The sequence below is a fragment of the Acinetobacter sp. MF4640 genome (assembly GCF_002018895.1).
GTDB classification, from domain to species: Bacteria; Pseudomonadota; Gammaproteobacteria; order Pseudomonadales; family Moraxellaceae; genus Acinetobacter; species Acinetobacter johnsonii.
The window spans coordinates 1-18,206 of the sequence record NZ_MVOM01000016.1; the positions used below are offsets into that span (position 1 = coordinate 1).

Here is an 18,206-nt window from a genome sequence, read left to right on the forward strand (position 1 = left end):
TTCTTGACTCAAGCATTAATGCAGTACGATCTTCAAAGTTAAGATGATGGTATGACAATTTTATATACTCCATAAACCCTTTAAATTAATTAGGTGGTTTATGTCGCACTTCAAGTTTTACTCTGCCGGTTCTTGGTAATTTCGCTGTTAATACACCATTTTGTAGTTCTCGAACATAGAACCAATCCTCATGTAACGAGGAATTGTAGTTGTATAAGTGCGCTATAGTTGGGTGGTTTTTTAAGAAAGACTCAAAGCCATTTTTAATATGTAATCCACCAGTTAAAATTGACTTTGTTTGACCATTTCCAATCGGTTGAGTGGCAAACTCACCATCAATAATATGTTTTAAAGCTCTCTTAGATAAATAATATTTTTTCCCGTTTACTGCATCAAATTCTAAAGTCATAGTTAATATAAAGGGCTGAATAATCAGCCCTTTATACTACAAATTTGATTAAATTAACAACACATTAAAGCGCTGCAATTTGCTCCATATTCGCTTTAATTTTCGCTAACTGGTCAGCAAACTCAGCAAGTTTCACTTTCTCACCTTCAACTACAGCCGCAGGTGCTTTAGCCACAAAACCTTCATTAGAAAGTTTGCCTGCAATGACGTCATGTTGCTTTTGCACTTTGTCCAAGTCTTTCTGTAAACGACCTAATTCTGCTTTCGGGTCAATTAAACCTTTCATAGGAACAAAGACAGACGCATGTCCAACCACAGAGGAAGAAGACAATGGAGGTTGTTCGCCATTCGCCAAGAACGTAATGCTTTCAACTTTCGCCAAGGCTTTAAACAACGCTTCAATACGTGTGATCTGTGCTTTCTCAGCTTCCGTTGTGTTTTGTAGAAGCACTGGTAATAGACGTGCATTACCTAAGCCCATTTCACCACGGATGTTACGTACCGCACCAATCAAACCTTGAAGCCATTGCATATCTGCTTCAGCCTGTTCGTTTACACGCTCAGGGTTAGCAACAGGGTATTGCGCCAGCATGATCGTTTCAGCAGAAATACCAAGTTTCGGTGCAAGCGTCTGCCAAATTTCTTCAGTCAAATACGGCATGATTGGGTGTGCAAGACGTAAAGAGGCTTCCATCACCGCAAGAAGTACACGACGAACTTCAGCTTTACGCTCAACCGATACATTTTCATCGTTCAGAACAGGTTTGGTCAGTTCGACATACCAGTCACAGTATTCATTCCAAATGAACTCGTAAATTGCTTGTGCAGCCAAGTCTAAACGGTAAGTTGCAAAGGCTTGTTGTACCGCAGCTTCGGCTTTTTGCAGACGGCTTACGATCCACTGTTCAGGCAATTCCCAAAGGTCTTGACGAACTTCAGTGCCAATCACTTGCTCTTCACAGTTCATCATCACGAAACGGGTTGCGTTCCAGATTTTGTTGGCAAAGTTACGGTAGCCTTCAACACGCTTCATGTCGAACTTAATGTCACGACCGGTGTTGGCAAGTGCGCAGAATGTGAAACGAACTGCGTCCGTACCATAGGCTTGAATGCCTTCTGGGAACTCTTTACGGGTTGATTTTTCAATCTTCGCCGCTTGTTTCGGGTTCATTAGACCTGTAGTACGTTTTTGTACCAAAGTCTCAAGGTCAACACCGTCAATCAAGTCAAGAGGATCAAGTACGTTGCCCTTAGACTTCGACATTTTTTGACCTTCGCCATCACGGACTAAACCGTGAACATAGACCGTTTTAAACGGAACTTGTGGCGTGCCATCTTCATTTTTCATGAAGTGCATCGTAAACATAATCATACGAGCAACCCAGAAGAAGATGATGTCAAAACCAGTCACCAATACATCCGTTGGGTGGAAGGTATTGAGGAAATAGTTTTCCGCATCGATCGAAGCATCGCCAGTCCAACCAAGAGTTGAGAAGGTCCACAGCGCAGAAGAGAACCATGTATCGAGTACGTCTTCGTCTTGGCTAAGCGTAACATCAGCAGGGATGTTATTTTTCGCACGGACTTCAGCTTCGTCACGACCGACATAGATGTTGCCTTCAGCATCGTACCAAGCAGGGATACGGTGACCCCACCAAAGTTGGCGAGAGATACACCAGTCTTGAATGTTGTTCATCCATGCCATGTACATGTTGCTGTACTGCTCAGGGACAAACTTGATGCGACCGTCTTGAACCGCTTCAATGGCAGGTTGCGCCAATGGTGCAATTTTTACATACCATTGGTCTGTCAATAATGGCTCAACGATCACACCTGAACGATCACCACGAGGTGGTTTCAAGGTGTAAGGTTGAATTTGATCTAACCAACCTTCAGCTTCAGCTTGTTCAACCAGTTTTTTACGTGCTTCAAAACGCTCTAAACCAATATAGTCCGCAGGGGCTGGGATGGTTTTCGAGATTTGCTCACCCGCTTTCGCGATATATTCAAACTCAGCCAACACTTCTGCATTTTTATTGAAGATATTGATAATTGGCAATTCACAACGCTTACCGACTTCATAGTCGTTAAAGTCGTGCGCAGGCGTAATTTTCACACAGCCTGTACCGAACTCTTTATCGACATATTCGTCTTTAACGATTGGAACAGCACGACCTGTAATTGGTAGAATAATGTTCTGACCCACAAGGTGCGTATAGCGTTCATCATCCAGTGCCACAGCAACAGCAGTATCACCGAGCAAGGTTTCAGGACGAGTGGTTGCGACAACAATGTGGTCTTTACCATCATGGGTACGTAAGTTTTTATCTTCAAAGAAGTATTTGAAGTGCCACAGTGAACCTGCTTCTTCTTTATCCGACTCAACTTCGAGGTCAGAAAGCGCAGTTTGCAGTTTTGGATCCCAGTTTACCAGACGTTTGCCACGGTAAATCAAGCCGTCTTCGTGCAGTTTAACGAACACTTCTTTGACCGCATTGGATAAACCTTCATCCATCGTGAAGCGTTCACGCGACCAGTCGACTGATGAACCTAAACGACGGATTTGACGGGTGATGGTGTCGCCTGATTGCTCTTTCCATTCCCAGATTTTTTCGATGAATTTTTCACGACCAAGGTCATGGCGGCTGACACCTTGAGCACCCAACTGACGCTCAACCACCATTTGCGTGGCAATACCCGCATGGTCTGTACCCGGTTGCCATAAGGTGTTTTTACCTGACATACGGTTGTAGCGGGTTAAGGCATCCATAATGGCATTGTTAAAACCATGACCCATGTGCAAGCTACCGGTGACGTTTGGCGGCGGAATCATGATACAAAATGACTCACCTTTTTCAGAGGGCTTGAAATAGCCACGCTCTTCCCAAGTTTGGTACCATTTTTTCTCGATCTCGGTCGGATCGTAAGTTGTAGCGATATTTTGCGCTGAATCAGTCATAGTTCAAACAGTTCAAAAGTAGATAAAAAATTGCATCTATTGTAGCAAAGAAATCGCAAATGGGGGCATGTAAAGCAAATGCGTTGATCTAGCAATTGCGACATGATGCAGAGCGCTTTATGATGTGTCTAACCTAGAGTGCGCTTTGTTCGCAGTAAAAATCAAAAAAAGGGGGGATCATTATGACTTATCAAATATCATTAAAATTAAAACCTGAAACTCACCAACGCTTTGCTCACATTCATCAACAGCTTAATGCTGGCGAAAGCCAAAGTCTTGCCAAACCCTTGGGTGAGGTTTTAGCGGATATTTCATGTGAAGTGATTGATCAAGTCTTTGGCGATCTTGCACGCTTGTCTACCTCAGGCGATGGGGAGTCTGAGAAAATTATTCAGCACATTGTGGACACGATGCGTAAGTATATGCCGTGGTCCGTGTCTTTTTTTTCAAATGACCGTTTAATTCCAATGGTGAATTATCTAGAGCAAATGATGTATGACACCGAGAGCACACATTTTTTAAGCTATCCGGTCGAAAAAACCTTAGTCACCGAACTTTTGGGTTGTGCGGAACAGATGGAAAAGGGCAATAACAGTTATGTTGCTCCAGCTTTGAAGGTGTTTACGCAAATAGTCGATCAAGGGGTGACCAGTCTGGTTCGCGAACCCAAAAAGATGCTTAAATTTAATCTGGTGGTCGATAAAACACTGAATGGGGTAATTAACTTGACGACCCAGTTGGGCTATAAACGTTTTGATAAATTAGGGCGTATCTATGATGCGCAGATGATGAGTCAATATTTCGATCATTTCCTGACTTTTTTAAATGATCAATCTGCAAATAAAACTTCGGTATGAGGCAATAAGGACATGGCACAGTTAAACAGTTTAGACGCTAAAGTGGTATGGATTACGGGGGCATCTTCAGGGTTAGGAGAAGCACTAGCCAAAGAATGTGCTTTACAGGGGGCAGAGGTGGTCCTCACGGCAAGACGTTTTGACGAACTCGAAAAAGTTCGTGTCGGGCTGCTCAATCCAGATCAACATATTTCCATTTGTGCCGATATTACCGACGAAGCTCAAGTTCGTCATGCCTATGAGCAAGTGCTACAGAAAAAAGGTCGGATTGACTGGTTAATTAATAATGCGGGTTTAAGCCAACGTGCCTTGATTGCTGACACCAGCATGCAGACTGAACGTGCGATTATGGAAGTGGATTATTTCTCACAAGTGTTTTTAACCAAAACCGTTCTGCCGACATTTTTAGCGCAAAAATCTGGCCGTATTGCTTTTGTTTCGAGTGTTGCGGGGTTGTTGGGGACGCAGTACCGCGCCAGCTATTCAGCAGCCAAGGCTGCCATTCATATGTGGGCAAATAGCCTGCGTGCCGAAGTGGCCAATGAGGGTGTGGACGTATCGGTGATTTTCCCAGGCTTTGTTAAAACCAATGTTTCGTTTAATGCTTTAAATGGCGAGGGTAAACCACAGGGTCATCAAGACGAAGCGATTGAAAATGGTTTAGAACCCGATATTTTTGCGCAAACGGTGGTGAGTGCTTTGCTTAAAGGTGAAGAATACATCGTAGTCGGTGGACGTAAGGAGAAAATGGGTGTTCTGGTGTCTCGTTTATCGCCTACAACGTTGTATAAAATGATTCGTAAGATGAAAGTGAAGTAAATTTAAAAAGGCAGGAGGAACGTCACTTCCACCTGCCTTGTGGGATCATGATGTTCCCATATCCCATCCCCCCATGCATTGATAGGGGAGCCGCACTGCACTACTTACTGATTTTATTTAAATAGTTTAAGAACATTCCGCATTTTTCCCACGCACTTGCCAAGACATACAACGCACACCACCGCTCATATGACAGACATTAGCAGACTGTACTGGAACAACAGTACGTTTGGTTATGCTACGAATTTGCTGTAACGCGACAGCATCCTCTTTAATGCCAAACTGTGGGAAGTAAATCCGTTCAGGCGTCACCAGCATATTGGTGTATAAGCCACATGCAGAACCAAATTTTTCATCGTAGATTTCGCTGCCATCATAAGGGGGGATGATTTCACGAATTTTAACATTCGGAATGCTGCGCTTTAAATCGGCTTTAAGTTGCTTGGCATAGTCGGGATGGGTAAGCGTTAATCACCAAGGTATTTTGGTCGACAAAGCTGACCACACCATCGGCATGTTCCAAGCCCCCTTGTTCATCGGCCTCAATGAAGGCAATCTGCTTTGCACCTGTTAGAGCCATGAGTTTCTTACGGGCTTCGCTTTCGGTGAGCTTGTTATCCGCTAGGAATTTGGTGCTGAGGACGAGATTGCCATAACCATTTTCAACCCAGTTTCCGCCATCATTCAATAGCTTGCTTTGAGTAAACTGTAAGCCTGCTTTTTGACTATAGTATTTAAACTCATCTTGCACTTCATCAGAAATGGTCTGACCTTTTTTAGCGCCACCTTGTCCTGCGGCAGTGTAGCGGAACATGACGGGTTGAGCTGGATTAGCGCTGCTGAAGTCGTGCATCCAAATGTCATGCATCGGTGCGATTGCCACATGCTTTTTGCCCAAGGCTTTGACATAGTCGGGGTAGAGGCCTTTGTCCGTCAGAACAACGACATTGTCTCCATTTTTAATAATTTTTTTTGCATAATCGACGTGAAAATCAAAAATACTATCAATCATTTTTGCATAGTAAGCATCATTACTTTGAGGCGATGCCAGTACAATTAATTCAGCTTTGGCTACAAGTGGAATCATGCTGAGTACAGCCATACTTATTTTCAGGGTTAAAGATTTCATTATCTGTGACCTATTTATAGTGTAGGTAATGTCCATTTTTATTGTGTTCAGTGGAGAGAATTATGCTCTAGTGAGCAATCTGCCATCCGAATGTACGATAGAAGGTGAGGGAGCATGAGCTATTTTGAATGTTCATGCTGTTTGAGTTTAGTGAATGGATGATTGGTCAATAGTCGCTGTTTAAGGACTTTGAATGGCGGTCCCATAAGCAAAGACTTCGACCATACCACCTTGCATGCCCATTTCGGTAGTCGCCAGTCTTATGCAAGCGATATGCGTTGCGCCGTGTTTTTCCGCTTCAAGTTTGAGTCGGACAATCGCTTCGCGACGGGCACGATCGACGACACTTTCATAGCTGGTGAGTCTACCCCCAAAAAAGTTTTGCACGGTCGCCAATACATATTTGAAATAGTCATGAGAAATCACAACATTGCTGCTGATCATGTGCCCAGACTGTTCGAAGCTTACTTTGCGTAAATTACCCACGGTAATGTAGGCAAGACGCTTCTCATTCTGTTCAAGCTCCGCCAAATGTTTACGTTCATTGTAGCGACCAAAGCCAAAACCGACGCTAAAGAGCACCGCAAAGATCAGCAGTTGGAAAACTAAACTTTCCATTGCTTAGGCCTGTGTTGGAAATGGATCGGGGAGATGGTTGTGTAACGGTGTGACACGGACTGCAGTGCCATAAACAAATAACTCAGAGGCACCTTGGGCAATATTTGAGGTTGAAAAACGAATACCTACAATGGCATTGGCCCCTAAGCCTTGTGCTTTTGCAATCATACGATTCATGGCTTCTTGGCGGGATTCTTCTAAAAGCTCAGTATAGGCAGTGAGTTCACCACCGACAATATTTTTTAACCCTGCCAAAAAGTCGCGCCCGACATGTTTACTTCGAACCGTACTGCCATAGACCACATCCAGTTGTTGAGAAATGGTATGTCCAGGAACAGACTCAAGGTTACTTAAAAGCATAATGTTCAATATTCAAATGATTTGATTATCTTTGAAGATAGGAAAAAGCCCAGCAAAAAGCAATAAAAAAGCCCACCGGAGTGAGCTTTTCATAGTGCAAACTTTAGTTTGCTGTTTTGTTGTATTTCACATCTGAAGATGAAGGTTGTTTCACCACTTGATCAGACGTATTGGCTTTTACGCCGCCACCGAGGGTTTTATACACTTCAACTTGGTTGTTTAAGTTTGCTTGTTCAAGCAATAACAACCCTTGTTCCGCCGAGTACGATGTACGCTGTGCATCAAGTACAGTCAGGTAGTTATCGATACCTGCACGAAAACGGGCCGTTGAAAGCTTATAGGTGGTGTTGGTTGCATCTACCAGACGACGTTGCGCTGCTAGACGGTCACCAATATTTTCACGTACTGCCAAGGCATCATTCACTTCACGGAAAGCGGTTTGAATGGTTTTTTCATAATCTGACAACGCAATTTTTTGGTCAGTTTCTGAAATCTTCACATTGGCACGACGTGTACCCCAGTCAAAGATTGGAATATCCAAGCTTGGGCCAAGTGACCATACAAAGGCACCTGATTTAAACAAATCGCTTAAATCTGTCGATGCATAACCTGCCGTACCCGTTAAGCTGATAGTTGGGTACAACTGTGCTTTTGCCGCACCAATGTTGGCACCCGCAGCAGACAATTGATATTCCGCAGCACGGACATCAGGACGGTTATTTAACAAGTCGCTTGGCAAGCCCGCTGTCAACGCCGTACTTTGGGTAATGCGTTTCACAGGTTGAGGAGACAATAAATTTGCAGGAACAGGCTGACCCACCAGTAGGTTGAGTAAGTTCTGTGCTTGTGCAAGTTGAGTCTTGTAGTTCGCAACGTCATTACGCGCAGTTTCAACCGAAATTTGTGCTTGACGTACAGGGACTTCGCTGTCGATACCCACATCAAAACGTTTTTTGTTTAGATTGTACGACTCAAGCTGCGCTTTTAAGGTTTGGTCTGCCAGTTTTAAATTGGCATTAGCAAACGAATAGCTCAGCCATGCTTGCGCAACCTGACCAATCAACGAAATTTGTGTTGCATCACGTGCACTTTGAGTCGCTAAATAGCTGTCTAAAGCATTGTCTTTTAAGCTACGAACACGACCCCAAAAGTCTAACTCATACGCAGTTACGCCAAGGCCAACATTATAGGTTGTCATGGGTTTGTTGCTGCTGAGTGTATCTTGGCGAAGCACACTACCACTTGCACCAATGGTTGGCAGTTGGTTGTTTTCGCTAATTTGATACGCTTGCTGAGCACGTTGAATATTTAAAGTCGCCGTACGGAGGTCACGGTTATTGGCTAGTGCTAACTCGATGACTTGGATTAAACGCTGATCAGCAAAAAAGCCTTTATAGCCTTGTTCTGCAACAGATGGACCTGTCGTTGAACCAATATATCCTGTTGGGATATCCGCTTGAGCGACGGGTTCTGGACCACGCATGCTTTGACATGCAGTCAAAGCAAGCGCAAGTGCAGATACCGCAATGCTACGACCTGAAATAGACCATACTTTTTGCATCACGATGTTTGCTCCTGATTATTTTGTTTCTTAGGTTTGTATTTGAAAATACTACGAATCCAAACAAAGAATACTGGAATGAAGAAAATACCCAACAGTGTAGAACTAATTACACCACCAAGGACACCAAAGCCGACCGAGTGTTGGCTACCTGCACCAGCACCTGTTGAAAGGGCAAGCGGAAGGACACCAAAACCGAATGCAAGGGTGGTCATGATAATTGGGCGTAAACGCATTTTTGCAGCATGAAGGGTTGCATCAAACAAGTCTTCACCTTGTTCTTGCAACTCTTTTGCAAACTCTACGATCAAGATCGCATTTTTCGCAGAAAGACCAATTACGGCAACAATTGCAACTTGGAAGTAGATGTTAAACGATAAGTTTGGATCGCCCTTAATGATCATACCTAACCATGTCAATGCAAATGCACCAAGAATACCGAGTGGTACAACTAGCAATACTGAAACAGGGATAGACCAGCTTTCATACAATGCGGCAAGACATAAGAAGACGATAAGCATCGAAAGAACAAGGAGCGGACCTGTTTGATTGCCCGAATCACGTTCTTCTAAAGATAAACCTGTCCATTCATAGTCGAAACCTTGTAAGCCCATAGACGGTAACTTGCCAATAATTTCTTCCATCGCGAGCATCGCATCACCCGAACTTACGCCCGGTGCTGGAGTACCTTGAATGTTTACAGAAGATACACCGTTATAACGCTCTAGACGTGGTGAACCATAAGTCCATTCGCCTGTTGCAAATGCTGAGAAAGGAACCATTGTGCCGCTACTATTACGTACATACCACTTGTTCAAGTCTTCAGGCATCATACGTGCATTTGCTTCGCCTTGCACATAGACTTTTTTCACACGACCACGGTCTACGAAGTCATTAATATATGAACCACCCCAAGCCATGCTCATGGTTGTATTGATATCCGCAATACTGACACCCATTGCGCCTGCTTGTGCTTGGTCAATACTAATTTGATACTGAGGTGTATCTTCTTGACCATTGGGACGCACACCTGTAAGGCGTTTATCCTGTGCTGCCATACCTAAAATCGCATTACGTGCAGCAATCAGTTTTTCATGACCTTGACCACTCGCATCTTTTAATTGGATGTCAAAACCAGCAGATACACCTAATTCAGGCATTGCAGGTAACTGTAATGGCATGATGTAAGATGCGTCTTTCACAATCATATTCAATGCCATACCACGTTGGATGATGGCACCAATTTGCGACTCAGGTGTCGTACGCTCACTCCAGTCCTTCAGCTTGATAAAGGCAAGACCTGCGTTTTGACCAACACCTGTGAATGAGAAACCAGAAACAGTAAAGATAGACTCTACATGTTCTTTTTCTTTATTCATGAAATAGTCTGTCATTGTGGTGATGACTTTATCGGTACGTTCAAGGCTTGCGCTTGGTGGAAGCTGAACTAAAGTCATGACGACGCCTTGGTCTTCGTCAGGCAAGAATGAGGATGGTAAAGCTTTATATAGGCCAACTAAGCCTGCAATCACCAGTAAATAAACCACACCAGAAAATACTTTATGATGGGTCATACGGTTGACACCACCTTGGTATTTTACGGATAGCTTTTCAAAGCTGCTGTTAAACCAACGGAAGAAACGCGCAAAAATATTATTACTTTCTGCTTTATTCGGATCGTGTTGTTTTAACAAGGTTGCACACAGGGCAGGAGTGAATGTTAATGCCACGATCAGTGACAAAATCATTGCGGTAACTAGCGTAATCGAGAACTGACGGTAAATAACACCCGTTGTGCCTGCAAAGAATGCCATCGGTACGAATACCGCAGTTAATACACTGGTAATACCGACCAAGGCACCAGAAATCTGTTGCATTGATTTTTCGGTCGCAGCTACAGGGTCGAGGTGTTCTTCTTGCATTACCCGTTCGACGTTTTCCACCACAACAATCGCATCATCGACCAGAAGACCAATCCCTAAGACCATCGCAAACATGGTGAGCGTGTTGATTGAGAAACCGAAGATGTTAATGACAGCAAATGTGCCCAATACAACCACTGGAACAGCCAATGTTGGAATAATCGTGGCACGCCAGTTCTGTAAGAATAAGAACATGACAATGAATACCAACACGACAGCTTCAATCAACGTGTGTACAACACTTTCAATCGACAGCTTAATAAACGGTGTGGTGTCATAAGCCAGTTGATCTTTTAAACCATTTGGGTAGTTTTTACGAAGTTCACTCAGGCGCTTTTCTACAGCCGCTGCTGTATCTAGTGCATTTGCACCAGTTGCCAGTTTAATCGCAACACCGCCAGCAGCCTTACCATTAAATTTAGAGTCGAACTGATAGTTATCTGAACCGAGTTCAACACGAGCAACATCGCCTAAGCGAACTTGAGCACCTGAGGCTGTATTTTTCAAAAATATATTTCTAAACTGCTCAGGCGTCTGCAACATACTTTGCGCATTGACCGTAGCATTCAGAACTTGTCCCTGAATTGATGGAGCACCACCGAGTTGACCCACAGCAACTTGTGAGTTTTGCGCATTAATGGCAGTTGCAACATCACTTGGAGTAATTTGTAAGCTGGTCATTTTCGCTGGATCAAGCCAAATACGCATCGCGTATGAACCACCAAAAACTTGGACTTCACCCACACCTACAACACGGCTCAGCGGTTCAGAAATGTTTGAGTTTACATAGTCTTTAATGTCGGCAGCAGATAAGCTTCCATCTGGAGAGTAAAATGCAAGAACTTGCATAAAGCTCGCACCAGACTTGGTGACTTTTAGACCTTGACGTTGTACATCTTCAGGTAAAAGCGCCGTTGCCGATTGTAGTTTATTCTGTACTTGAACTTGAGCAATATCAGGATCGATGCCTTGTTCAAAGTTTAAGTTAATAGACGCTTGACCGTTACCCGCACTGTTTGAAGAGATATAACGTAGACCATCCAGACCATTCATTTGTTGTTCAATGATCTGAGTGACTGTGTTTTCAACAGTCTGTGCAGAAGCACCCGGATAAGTTGCAGAGATTGTCACCGAGGGCGGTGAAATCGTCGGATATTGGGCAACCGGCATTTTTGTCAGCGTGATAATACCCGCCAACATAATCACCAGTGCAATCACCCACGCAAAAATGGGGCGATGAATAAAAAATTGAGCCATTCAGTCTACCCCTTATGCGTTTGAAGTAGCTTTTTGTTCAGTTTTCGCACCAGCTTCTGTCTTTTTAGCATCCGTTGTTGGAGCTTGAGGTGCTGCTGCTTTAGGTTGATACGGTTTCGCAACAACTTTCTGTTCAGCTTTAACTTTCGCTATTCCGTCAACAATAACTTTTTCACCTGTTTTAAGGCCTTCAGTTACAATCCAGTCTTGGCCTTGAATACCAACTGTAGTGATTTGACGAGGCTCTACTACGCCTTTGTCATTCACAATCATTGCCATCGCTTGACCTGTTGGTGTGCGAGTCACTGCAATTTGCGGCACTAACATCGCATTCGGGATTACGCCTTGAACGATTTGTGCATTGGCAAACATACCAGGAAGCAACAAGTGATTCGGGTTCGGGAACACCGCACGAATCGTCACTGTCCCTGTATCTGGGTTGACACTGGCATCAGAGAACGCTAAGCGGCCTTCGATTGGATAGTCACTGCCATCTTCAAGTTTCAGTTTCACACGGGTGTTGTTACTGCTGTCTAAGCTACCTTTACTCAATTGTTGACGTAAACGAAGAAGTTCAGAACTAGATTGGTTGATATCAACATAGATTGGGTCTAAACGTTGAATTGTCACCAATGGCTCTGTTTGGTTTGCAGTCACCAAAGCACCCGCAGTAACTGTAGAGCGGTTGGTTTGACCTGAAATTGGTGAGCGTATGGTTGAATAACCTAAGTCCACTTCAGCATTTTTAACTTGAGCACGTGCTGCGGCCACTTGTGCCTCAGCAACCTTTACTTGACCCACTAAGTCGTCATAGTCCTGTTTCGCAACAGCGTTGCTTGAAACCAGTTGCTGATAACGATTTAGTTTGGTTCTGAGTGTGCTTAAATTCGCTTCTTGTTGTAATAATGCTGCTTTGGCATTATCAAATGTTGCGCGGTTGGTACGAGCATCAAGTTCATAAAGTGCTTGACCTTCACGTACATAACTGCCTTCCGCAAACAAACGTTTTAGAATGATTCCACTCGTTTGTGGGCGAACTTCAGAGATTTCAAATGCCGTGGTTCTGCCAGATAACTCTACAGATTGTTCTACATTTTGTGGTTGTGCAACAATGACACCGACTTCAGTAGGTGGCGTTTGTTGAGAAGCGCCAGCTTGCTGCGCATCTTTTGGGTCTTTGCTACAACCAACAAGTGCAATACTCGTTGCTAATGCGCAAGCGGTAAGGGCTGGGGCCCAAAGCTTTGCCGACATCATTGTTCCACCTCGATTAGATTCTTATCTAAAAATAATGTGTATTTAATTGGGTATATCTGCCGCACAAGATGTAAAGCAGTGAAATCCAGATAATACTAATGCTCCAACCTGCGAGAACGTCGGACGGAAAATGTACTCCAAGATAGACCCTTGAAATTCCCATCATCAGCATCCATAAAAGAGCAATGCATACAACATAACGATGTGCAGGAAATGGTCGACTTAAGAAAATGGCAAGACACGCCAAAGTGGCAGCATACATACTGTGCGCACTCGGAAAGGAAGCACCATAGCTCGTTACTAGGTGAAACATTTCTGGTGGGCGTGGTCTTGAAATTAGAAATTTAAGTAGCCAAGCAGAAGCAATACTTCCAACAACGCCTAAACCAATAAAAACAACATCTCTATACTTTTTATACCATGCACGATGGAAACACCATAGAGTGGTTAGAAATAATACAAACGGCATGCCACCGAGTGCTGATAAAAGTATTGCAAGTTTATCTATAGGCTCAGTTCTTAATGTGCTGAAATATTCGACCATCGCCAGATCTAAATCGGTGAGTGGTTGAGTGCTTAGAGCTAATACACTGATTATAAATAAAATAATACCGATAAAAAGCAACAAGTAAGGCATGCTGGAACTCGTGTCATTTCAACCGATTTAAGCGCGGTTATTTACTGGGTTAAAGTGTACTCATCAGTACACTTTAATTCAAGTGTTGATTAATCATGTATAAAATTTTGTTTACAGTGTAACAAGAGCTCAAAATCGGTACAAAATCATTTTGTATGGTGTTTTGTATTGTTCGAACTTTCCTCAACTTCAAGAGGTACTTTCGGTGGCCAAAAGAAGTCACTTGGTCGCGTTAGAAAATGGGTTAAAACCAATTTTGCTAACGGTTTCCACTGTTCAAAACGGACCCGACGTGCGCGTAAAGCCACAATAATCGTGAGGGTAAAACTAACAAATAAGTTCGTCAGACCAATAGCGAGTACCCCGAGGAAAGATACAATAATCAAGCCAATCTCAGGACTACCATTAATATTCATCAGGCCTTGAATGAAGTTTGCTGAAGCAAAGGCAATATGGCGAATATCTAGGGGTAAACCAAAAATATAACCAATGGTTCCCATACTTCCTAACATAATCCCGAACAGAAAATTACCCGCCAACGCACCTAAGTTACGCTCTATATAGCCTGCAAATTTGTCGAGTCGTTCTTGTCGCATGATGGTTTTGAGACGGGGGTGTGCTTTTAAGCGAGGACCAACTTTGCGGTAGACTGCCATATTATCGAAATATCCCGCCAGCAGACCTGACAAAAATAAACACACGCCAGCAATAGCAGCATGGGGAATGGCTAAAGAGGTAAATGGATTCAGGTCGTGTAGTGTTTTGCTGGCTTTTGCATGTGTCATCAGAGGTTCGTGTAGCCCCGTTGCCCAAGCCCATGCAATAAAGGCTGCAACGGGTATGGCAATCGAGATATTTCCCAAAATAGCAATGAACTGGGTACGGATAATATTGATAATCAATGCTGCTAATTCAGCAATTTGCGCTGTTTTTGAACCTTTGCGCTGTTGTACCGTTGCCGCGAGTGCCGCTGCTGTCATCGCTGGTTGCTTTGTTGCTACGGTAAAGTGCAACACATGGATCAACATAAACCCCAATGAGTAGTTCATGCTGTAAACAAAGGCTTGCATGAGCGGTGCCATGATCATCCGTGCAGACAAGATTTTCAGGGTGGCCATGGTAGCAATGATGACACCTGCACCCGCTGCGGACTTATACATGGCTAAAAAGCCTTGTTTGTCTGTACTTACATAGTGTTCGCCCGTTTTACTGGCATTTTCAGTCACCTGTAAAGCAATCAATTCACTATTGGTCGTCAATAAAGAGCGCACACTCCGTTCACTATAAATCGCAGCGGTAATGTCGACCAAGAGCAGACTCACCGCTTCATAGTGTGCTTCGCCTTCTTCTACAATTAAATTGAGCAACAGTTCGACGCGGTCTAAGCATTGCTCAAGTAAGGAAATCAGATAAGTTAAACTGACACTGACCCCAATACGTTTGGTCGCACGACGAATTTTCAATACCACATCACGACACTGCTCAATCATGACCAGTGCTTGAGAGGCGTCGGGTGGGGCAACCACACTCGAGGTTTCAGCTTCTTGATGTGCCTTTTTATACTGTTGAATGAACTCGATAATTTCGCGGTTCTGCACTAAAAAAGGCGATTCATATTCGGTCAGCTCAGGATGCGCATTAATAAACTCCGGATATAAACCAATACCACTAATCCGATAAGACAGCACCGTAATGGCTTTAATCACTTCACTGCGAATTTTGACTTTTTCTTTTTGATTGGCATGCCCGTGATTGAGCAGGTTCAACAGTTGTAGCCAGTCACTGTCTCGGATGTTATCGAGCCAATATTTATCACTTCGGTTGCGGAAAACGCGACGGACTAAATCTTGTAGTTGAGTTTTGTCATTAATCAGCGGGAGAAAATGTGCCCCTAAACGCTGCGACAATTGATTCCAAAACCCATCTAAAGACAAGATGCCTGTATCGGCATAAAGACTGGTTTGTTTATATTGGGAAATAAGCCGCAGCACAAAGCTTTGTAAGGTCGATGCGGCATCGGGAGTGATGAGTAATGCTTGAATGAGCGCTTGAAATTTTTGATGGATTTCATCGGTTTGATACGCATCTATTGGACGAATACGCTCCACCAACTCAATTAAAAGTTGATCATTTAAAACAGCTTGAGGTTGCTCAAGCTGTTGCTGCATTTGAGAGAAAAGATCATTAAATTTTATATGCATAGGCAAGTTAAAAACATTTTAAAGCATCATTTGTTATTGAATTCGATGTAAAGCCAGTTGGGTTAGATTGACCAGTGCTTGACGATATTGGCTGTCAGGTAAAGCCTGTAATGCTTGAAGTGCGGCTTCGGTTTCTTCATGCGCCCGTTGTCGACAGTAATCTAGTGCGCCAGAACTGTTTACGATAGCAATGACTTGATCAAGATCTGTTGTTCCACCTGTCGCAATACTTCGACGAACAATGTCATGTTCTTCACCCGTTGTATTTTTCAATGCTGAGATTAACGGCAAAGTCGGTTTGCCTTCCATTAAATCATCGCCAATATTTTTACCTAATGTTTCAGCATCTGAGGTGTAATCCAAAATATCATCAATGATTTGAAAGGCATTGCCAAAGTGGCCTGCAAATAAACGTAGTGGTTCACGGTACTGCGGTGTGCCTGAAAGAATGGCAGCCCCTTCAGTTGCCAGTTCAAATAAACGTGACGTTTTACCGTGAATAATATCTAAATAAGTTTGTTCTGTGGTTTCAGGTTGGTGCTGTGCTTGAAGTTGTAGCACTTCACCTTCGGCAATTTCACAAGTCCCTGTAGAAAAATCTTTGAGTAAGGTCATATCGCCAAGATCGACCAACAGGTCAAAAGCACGTGAAATCAGAAAGTCACCCACCAGTACAGCGGTCTGATTGTTCCAAGTCGCGTTGGCCGTTGGGCGACCACGTCGTAAGCCAGATTCATCGACCACATCATCATGGACTAAGGTTGCGGTATGCAGCATTTCAATGATGGCAGCAAGTTTGCGCTGGCGCTCCAAATCTTCTGCACCACAGGCTTTAGCAGCCAATAAACACATAATGGGACGCATGCGTTTACCACCTGCTTCAACCACATGTTTACTCACCGCCATGACTAATGCCACTTTAGAGGTAATGCCTTCATTAATAAATGTGTCCATCGTGGCAAAGTCTTGAGCTACAGGGGCGAGAATATCTTGCTTAAAGTCGATGGTCATTTGAAGAGCGGCCTCATCTATATAAAGTGATAAAAATCAGCATTACCAGTATTGTGTAAATAGGGATACCTGTCTAAATGATTCATTTCAATCATAAATAAGACTCGCTAGTGTGCGAGGTTATATTTTACGAAAGACAGTTCCTTATTTCCCCAATGTATAAGCGTACTGCATTTGTAGGCTTATTTACATTTTAAAAAATCAATTCATCCATACTATAGCGGATTGATTTTAAAAATCTATTTCATTGTAAGCAAAGTCAAGCAAGAGTTGAACTGTAATTTGTTGATTGAGTTTTTCTCGATTATTAAATAATCGTTAATTTAGTCTAATAAGTTCGGCAAATCTCTTGTTGTTTGAGTCAATATCACTTAAAATCCTTGCCCTTGATTAACCCCAGTGGCGTTCGTATTAAGATCGATATCTTCCTTTATCGGCACGACGACACGGGCATGTTTGGAGTACATTATGTACGCAGTAATCCAAAGCGGTGGTAAACAGCACCGTGTTGTAGAGGGTGAAACCCTTAAAGTTGAATTGTTGAAAGCTGAAACTGGCGCAACTATTACGTTTGATGACGTATTAATGCTAGTAAATGGCGACAGCATTCAAATCGGTGCTCCAGTTGTTGCTGGTGCTACTGTAACTGCTGAAGTAGTTAGCCATGGTCGTCACGACAAAATCCGTATTGTAAAAATGCGTCGTCGTAAACACTACCGTAAACAACAAGGTCACCGTCAATGGTTCACTGAGTTGAAAATTACAGCTATTTCAGGCTAATCACGAGGAGTAATGAGACATGGCAACTAAAAAAGCCGGTGGTTCGACTAAGAACGGTCGTGATTCGAACCCTAAAATGCTTGGTGTTAAAATTTACGGTGGTCAATCTGTGACTGCTGGTAACATCATCGTTCGTCAACGTGGTACAGAATTCCACGCAGGTCAAAACGTTGGTATGGGCCGTGACCATACTTTGTTTGCAACCGCTGACGGCGTAGTAAAATTCGAAGTGAAAGGTCAGTTTGGCCGTCGCTACGTAACTGTTGAAGCGTAAGTTTTAATAGTAAAAAAACCCACAGTTTTGTGGGTTTTTTTTCGTCTATTCATATGGTTAGCTTATTTTTCTTGTGTTTTTGTATTTTGAGATAAAGCACTAAATAACAATAAATAGTGATGTGCATCACAAAAAATAGGAGTGTAATAAAAAAA

Annotated in this window: 14 protein-coding genes and 1 pseudogene; 4 read left to right on the top strand and 11 right to left on the bottom strand. The window is 43.2% G+C overall.

The window, feature by feature from the left end; translation table 11 throughout:
* Nucleotides 1–85: 85 nt before the first annotated feature.
* Together MF4640_RS07190 and MF4640_RS07195 are read right to left on the bottom strand one after the other, a co-directional pair.
* Nucleotides 86–409 carry a hypothetical protein gene (locus tag MF4640_RS07190; RefSeq protein WP_078389114.1) on the bottom strand — a complete coding sequence of 108 codons (324 nt, stop codon included), beginning with the start codon at nt 407–409 and terminating at the stop codon, nt 86–88.
* A gap of 64 nt (nt 410–473) precedes the next feature.
* Nucleotides 474–3,368, bottom strand: a complete 2,895-nt coding sequence (locus MF4640_RS07195; RefSeq protein ID WP_078389115.1) for a valine--tRNA ligase — start codon at nt 3,366–3,368, stop codon at nt 474–476.
* Nucleotides 3,369–3,550: 182 nt separating this feature from the next.
* On the opposite strand from MF4640_RS07195, the gene MF4640_RS07200 reads away from it, so the two are divergent.
* Nucleotides 3,551–4,225, top strand: a complete 675-nt coding sequence (locus MF4640_RS07200) for a hypothetical protein (RefSeq protein ID WP_078389116.1) — start codon at nt 3,551–3,553, stop codon at nt 4,223–4,225.
* 12 nt (nt 4,226–4,237) lie between these two features.
* Nucleotides 4,238–5,044, top strand: coding sequence for an SDR family NAD(P)-dependent oxidoreductase (locus MF4640_RS07205; protein ID WP_078389117.1), 807 nt, complete (start codon nt 4,238–4,240; stop codon nt 5,042–5,044).
* A gap of 100 nt (nt 5,045–5,144) precedes the next feature.
* Here the strand turns inward: MF4640_RS07205 and MF4640_RS07210 are convergent.
* The 9 genes and pseudogenes from MF4640_RS07210 to sdsA form a co-directional block, all read right to left on the bottom strand.
* Nucleotides 5,145–6,173: pseudogene (locus tag MF4640_RS07210) on the bottom strand (agmatine deiminase family protein).
* A gap of 180 nt (nt 6,174–6,353) precedes the next feature.
* Nucleotides 6,354–6,791: a YbjQ family protein gene (locus MF4640_RS07215; protein WP_078389118.1), complete on the bottom strand. Its 438-nt coding sequence runs from the start codon at nt 6,789–6,791 to the stop codon at nt 6,354–6,356.
* Between the two features lie 3 nt (nt 6,792–6,794).
* Entirely contained in the window at nt 6,795–7,151 is a 357-nt protein-coding gene (locus tag MF4640_RS07220; protein WP_078389119.1) for a YbjQ family protein, read from the bottom strand.
* A gap of 103 nt (nt 7,152–7,254) precedes the next feature.
* Nucleotides 7,255–8,712: a multidrug efflux RND transporter AdeIJK outer membrane channel subunit AdeK gene (gene adeK, locus MF4640_RS07225; RefSeq protein WP_078389120.1), complete on the bottom strand. Its 1,458-nt coding sequence runs from the start codon at nt 8,710–8,712 to the stop codon at nt 7,255–7,257.
* Nucleotides 8,712–11,891: a multidrug efflux RND transporter permease subunit AdeJ gene (gene adeJ, locus MF4640_RS07230; RefSeq protein WP_078389121.1), complete on the bottom strand. Its 3,180-nt coding sequence runs from the start codon at nt 11,889–11,891 to the stop codon at nt 8,712–8,714. Before adeJ ends, adeK begins: the two co-directional genes overlap by 1 nt.
* Before the next feature lie 12 nt (nt 11,892–11,903).
* On the bottom strand, nt 11,904–13,148 hold the full coding sequence (locus MF4640_RS07235; RefSeq protein ID WP_078389122.1) for an efflux RND transporter periplasmic adaptor subunit: 1,245 nt from the start codon (nt 13,146–13,148) through the stop codon (nt 11,904–11,906).
* A gap of 25 nt (nt 13,149–13,173) precedes the next feature.
* Entirely contained in the window at nt 13,174–13,785 is a 612-nt protein-coding gene (locus MF4640_RS07240; RefSeq protein ID WP_078389123.1) for a phosphatase PAP2 family protein, read from the bottom strand.
* Between the two features lie 146 nt (nt 13,786–13,931).
* Entirely contained in the window at nt 13,932–15,986 is a 2,055-nt protein-coding gene (locus MF4640_RS07245) for a site-specific recombinase (protein WP_078389124.1), read from the bottom strand.
* A 33-nt stretch (nt 15,987–16,019) separates the two neighbouring features.
* A complete protein-coding gene (sdsA, locus tag MF4640_RS07250) occupies nt 16,020–16,997 on the bottom strand; it encodes an All-trans-nonaprenyl-diphosphate synthase (protein WP_078389125.1) in 978 nt (325 codons plus the stop codon).
* Between the two features lie 468 nt (nt 16,998–17,465).
* On the opposite strand from sdsA, the gene rplU reads away from it, so the two are divergent.
* Nucleotides 17,466–17,777, top strand: coding sequence for a 50S ribosomal protein L21 (rplU, locus tag MF4640_RS07255; protein WP_004695441.1), 312 nt, complete (start codon nt 17,466–17,468; stop codon nt 17,775–17,777).
* A gap of 19 nt (nt 17,778–17,796) precedes the next feature.
* Complete coding sequence (gene rpmA / locus MF4640_RS07260) at nt 17,797–18,051, top strand: 50S ribosomal protein L27 (RefSeq protein ID WP_004695443.1); 255 nt, start codon at nt 17,797–17,799, stop codon at nt 18,049–18,051.
* The last annotated feature ends 155 nt before the right edge of the window (nt 18,052–18,206 follow it).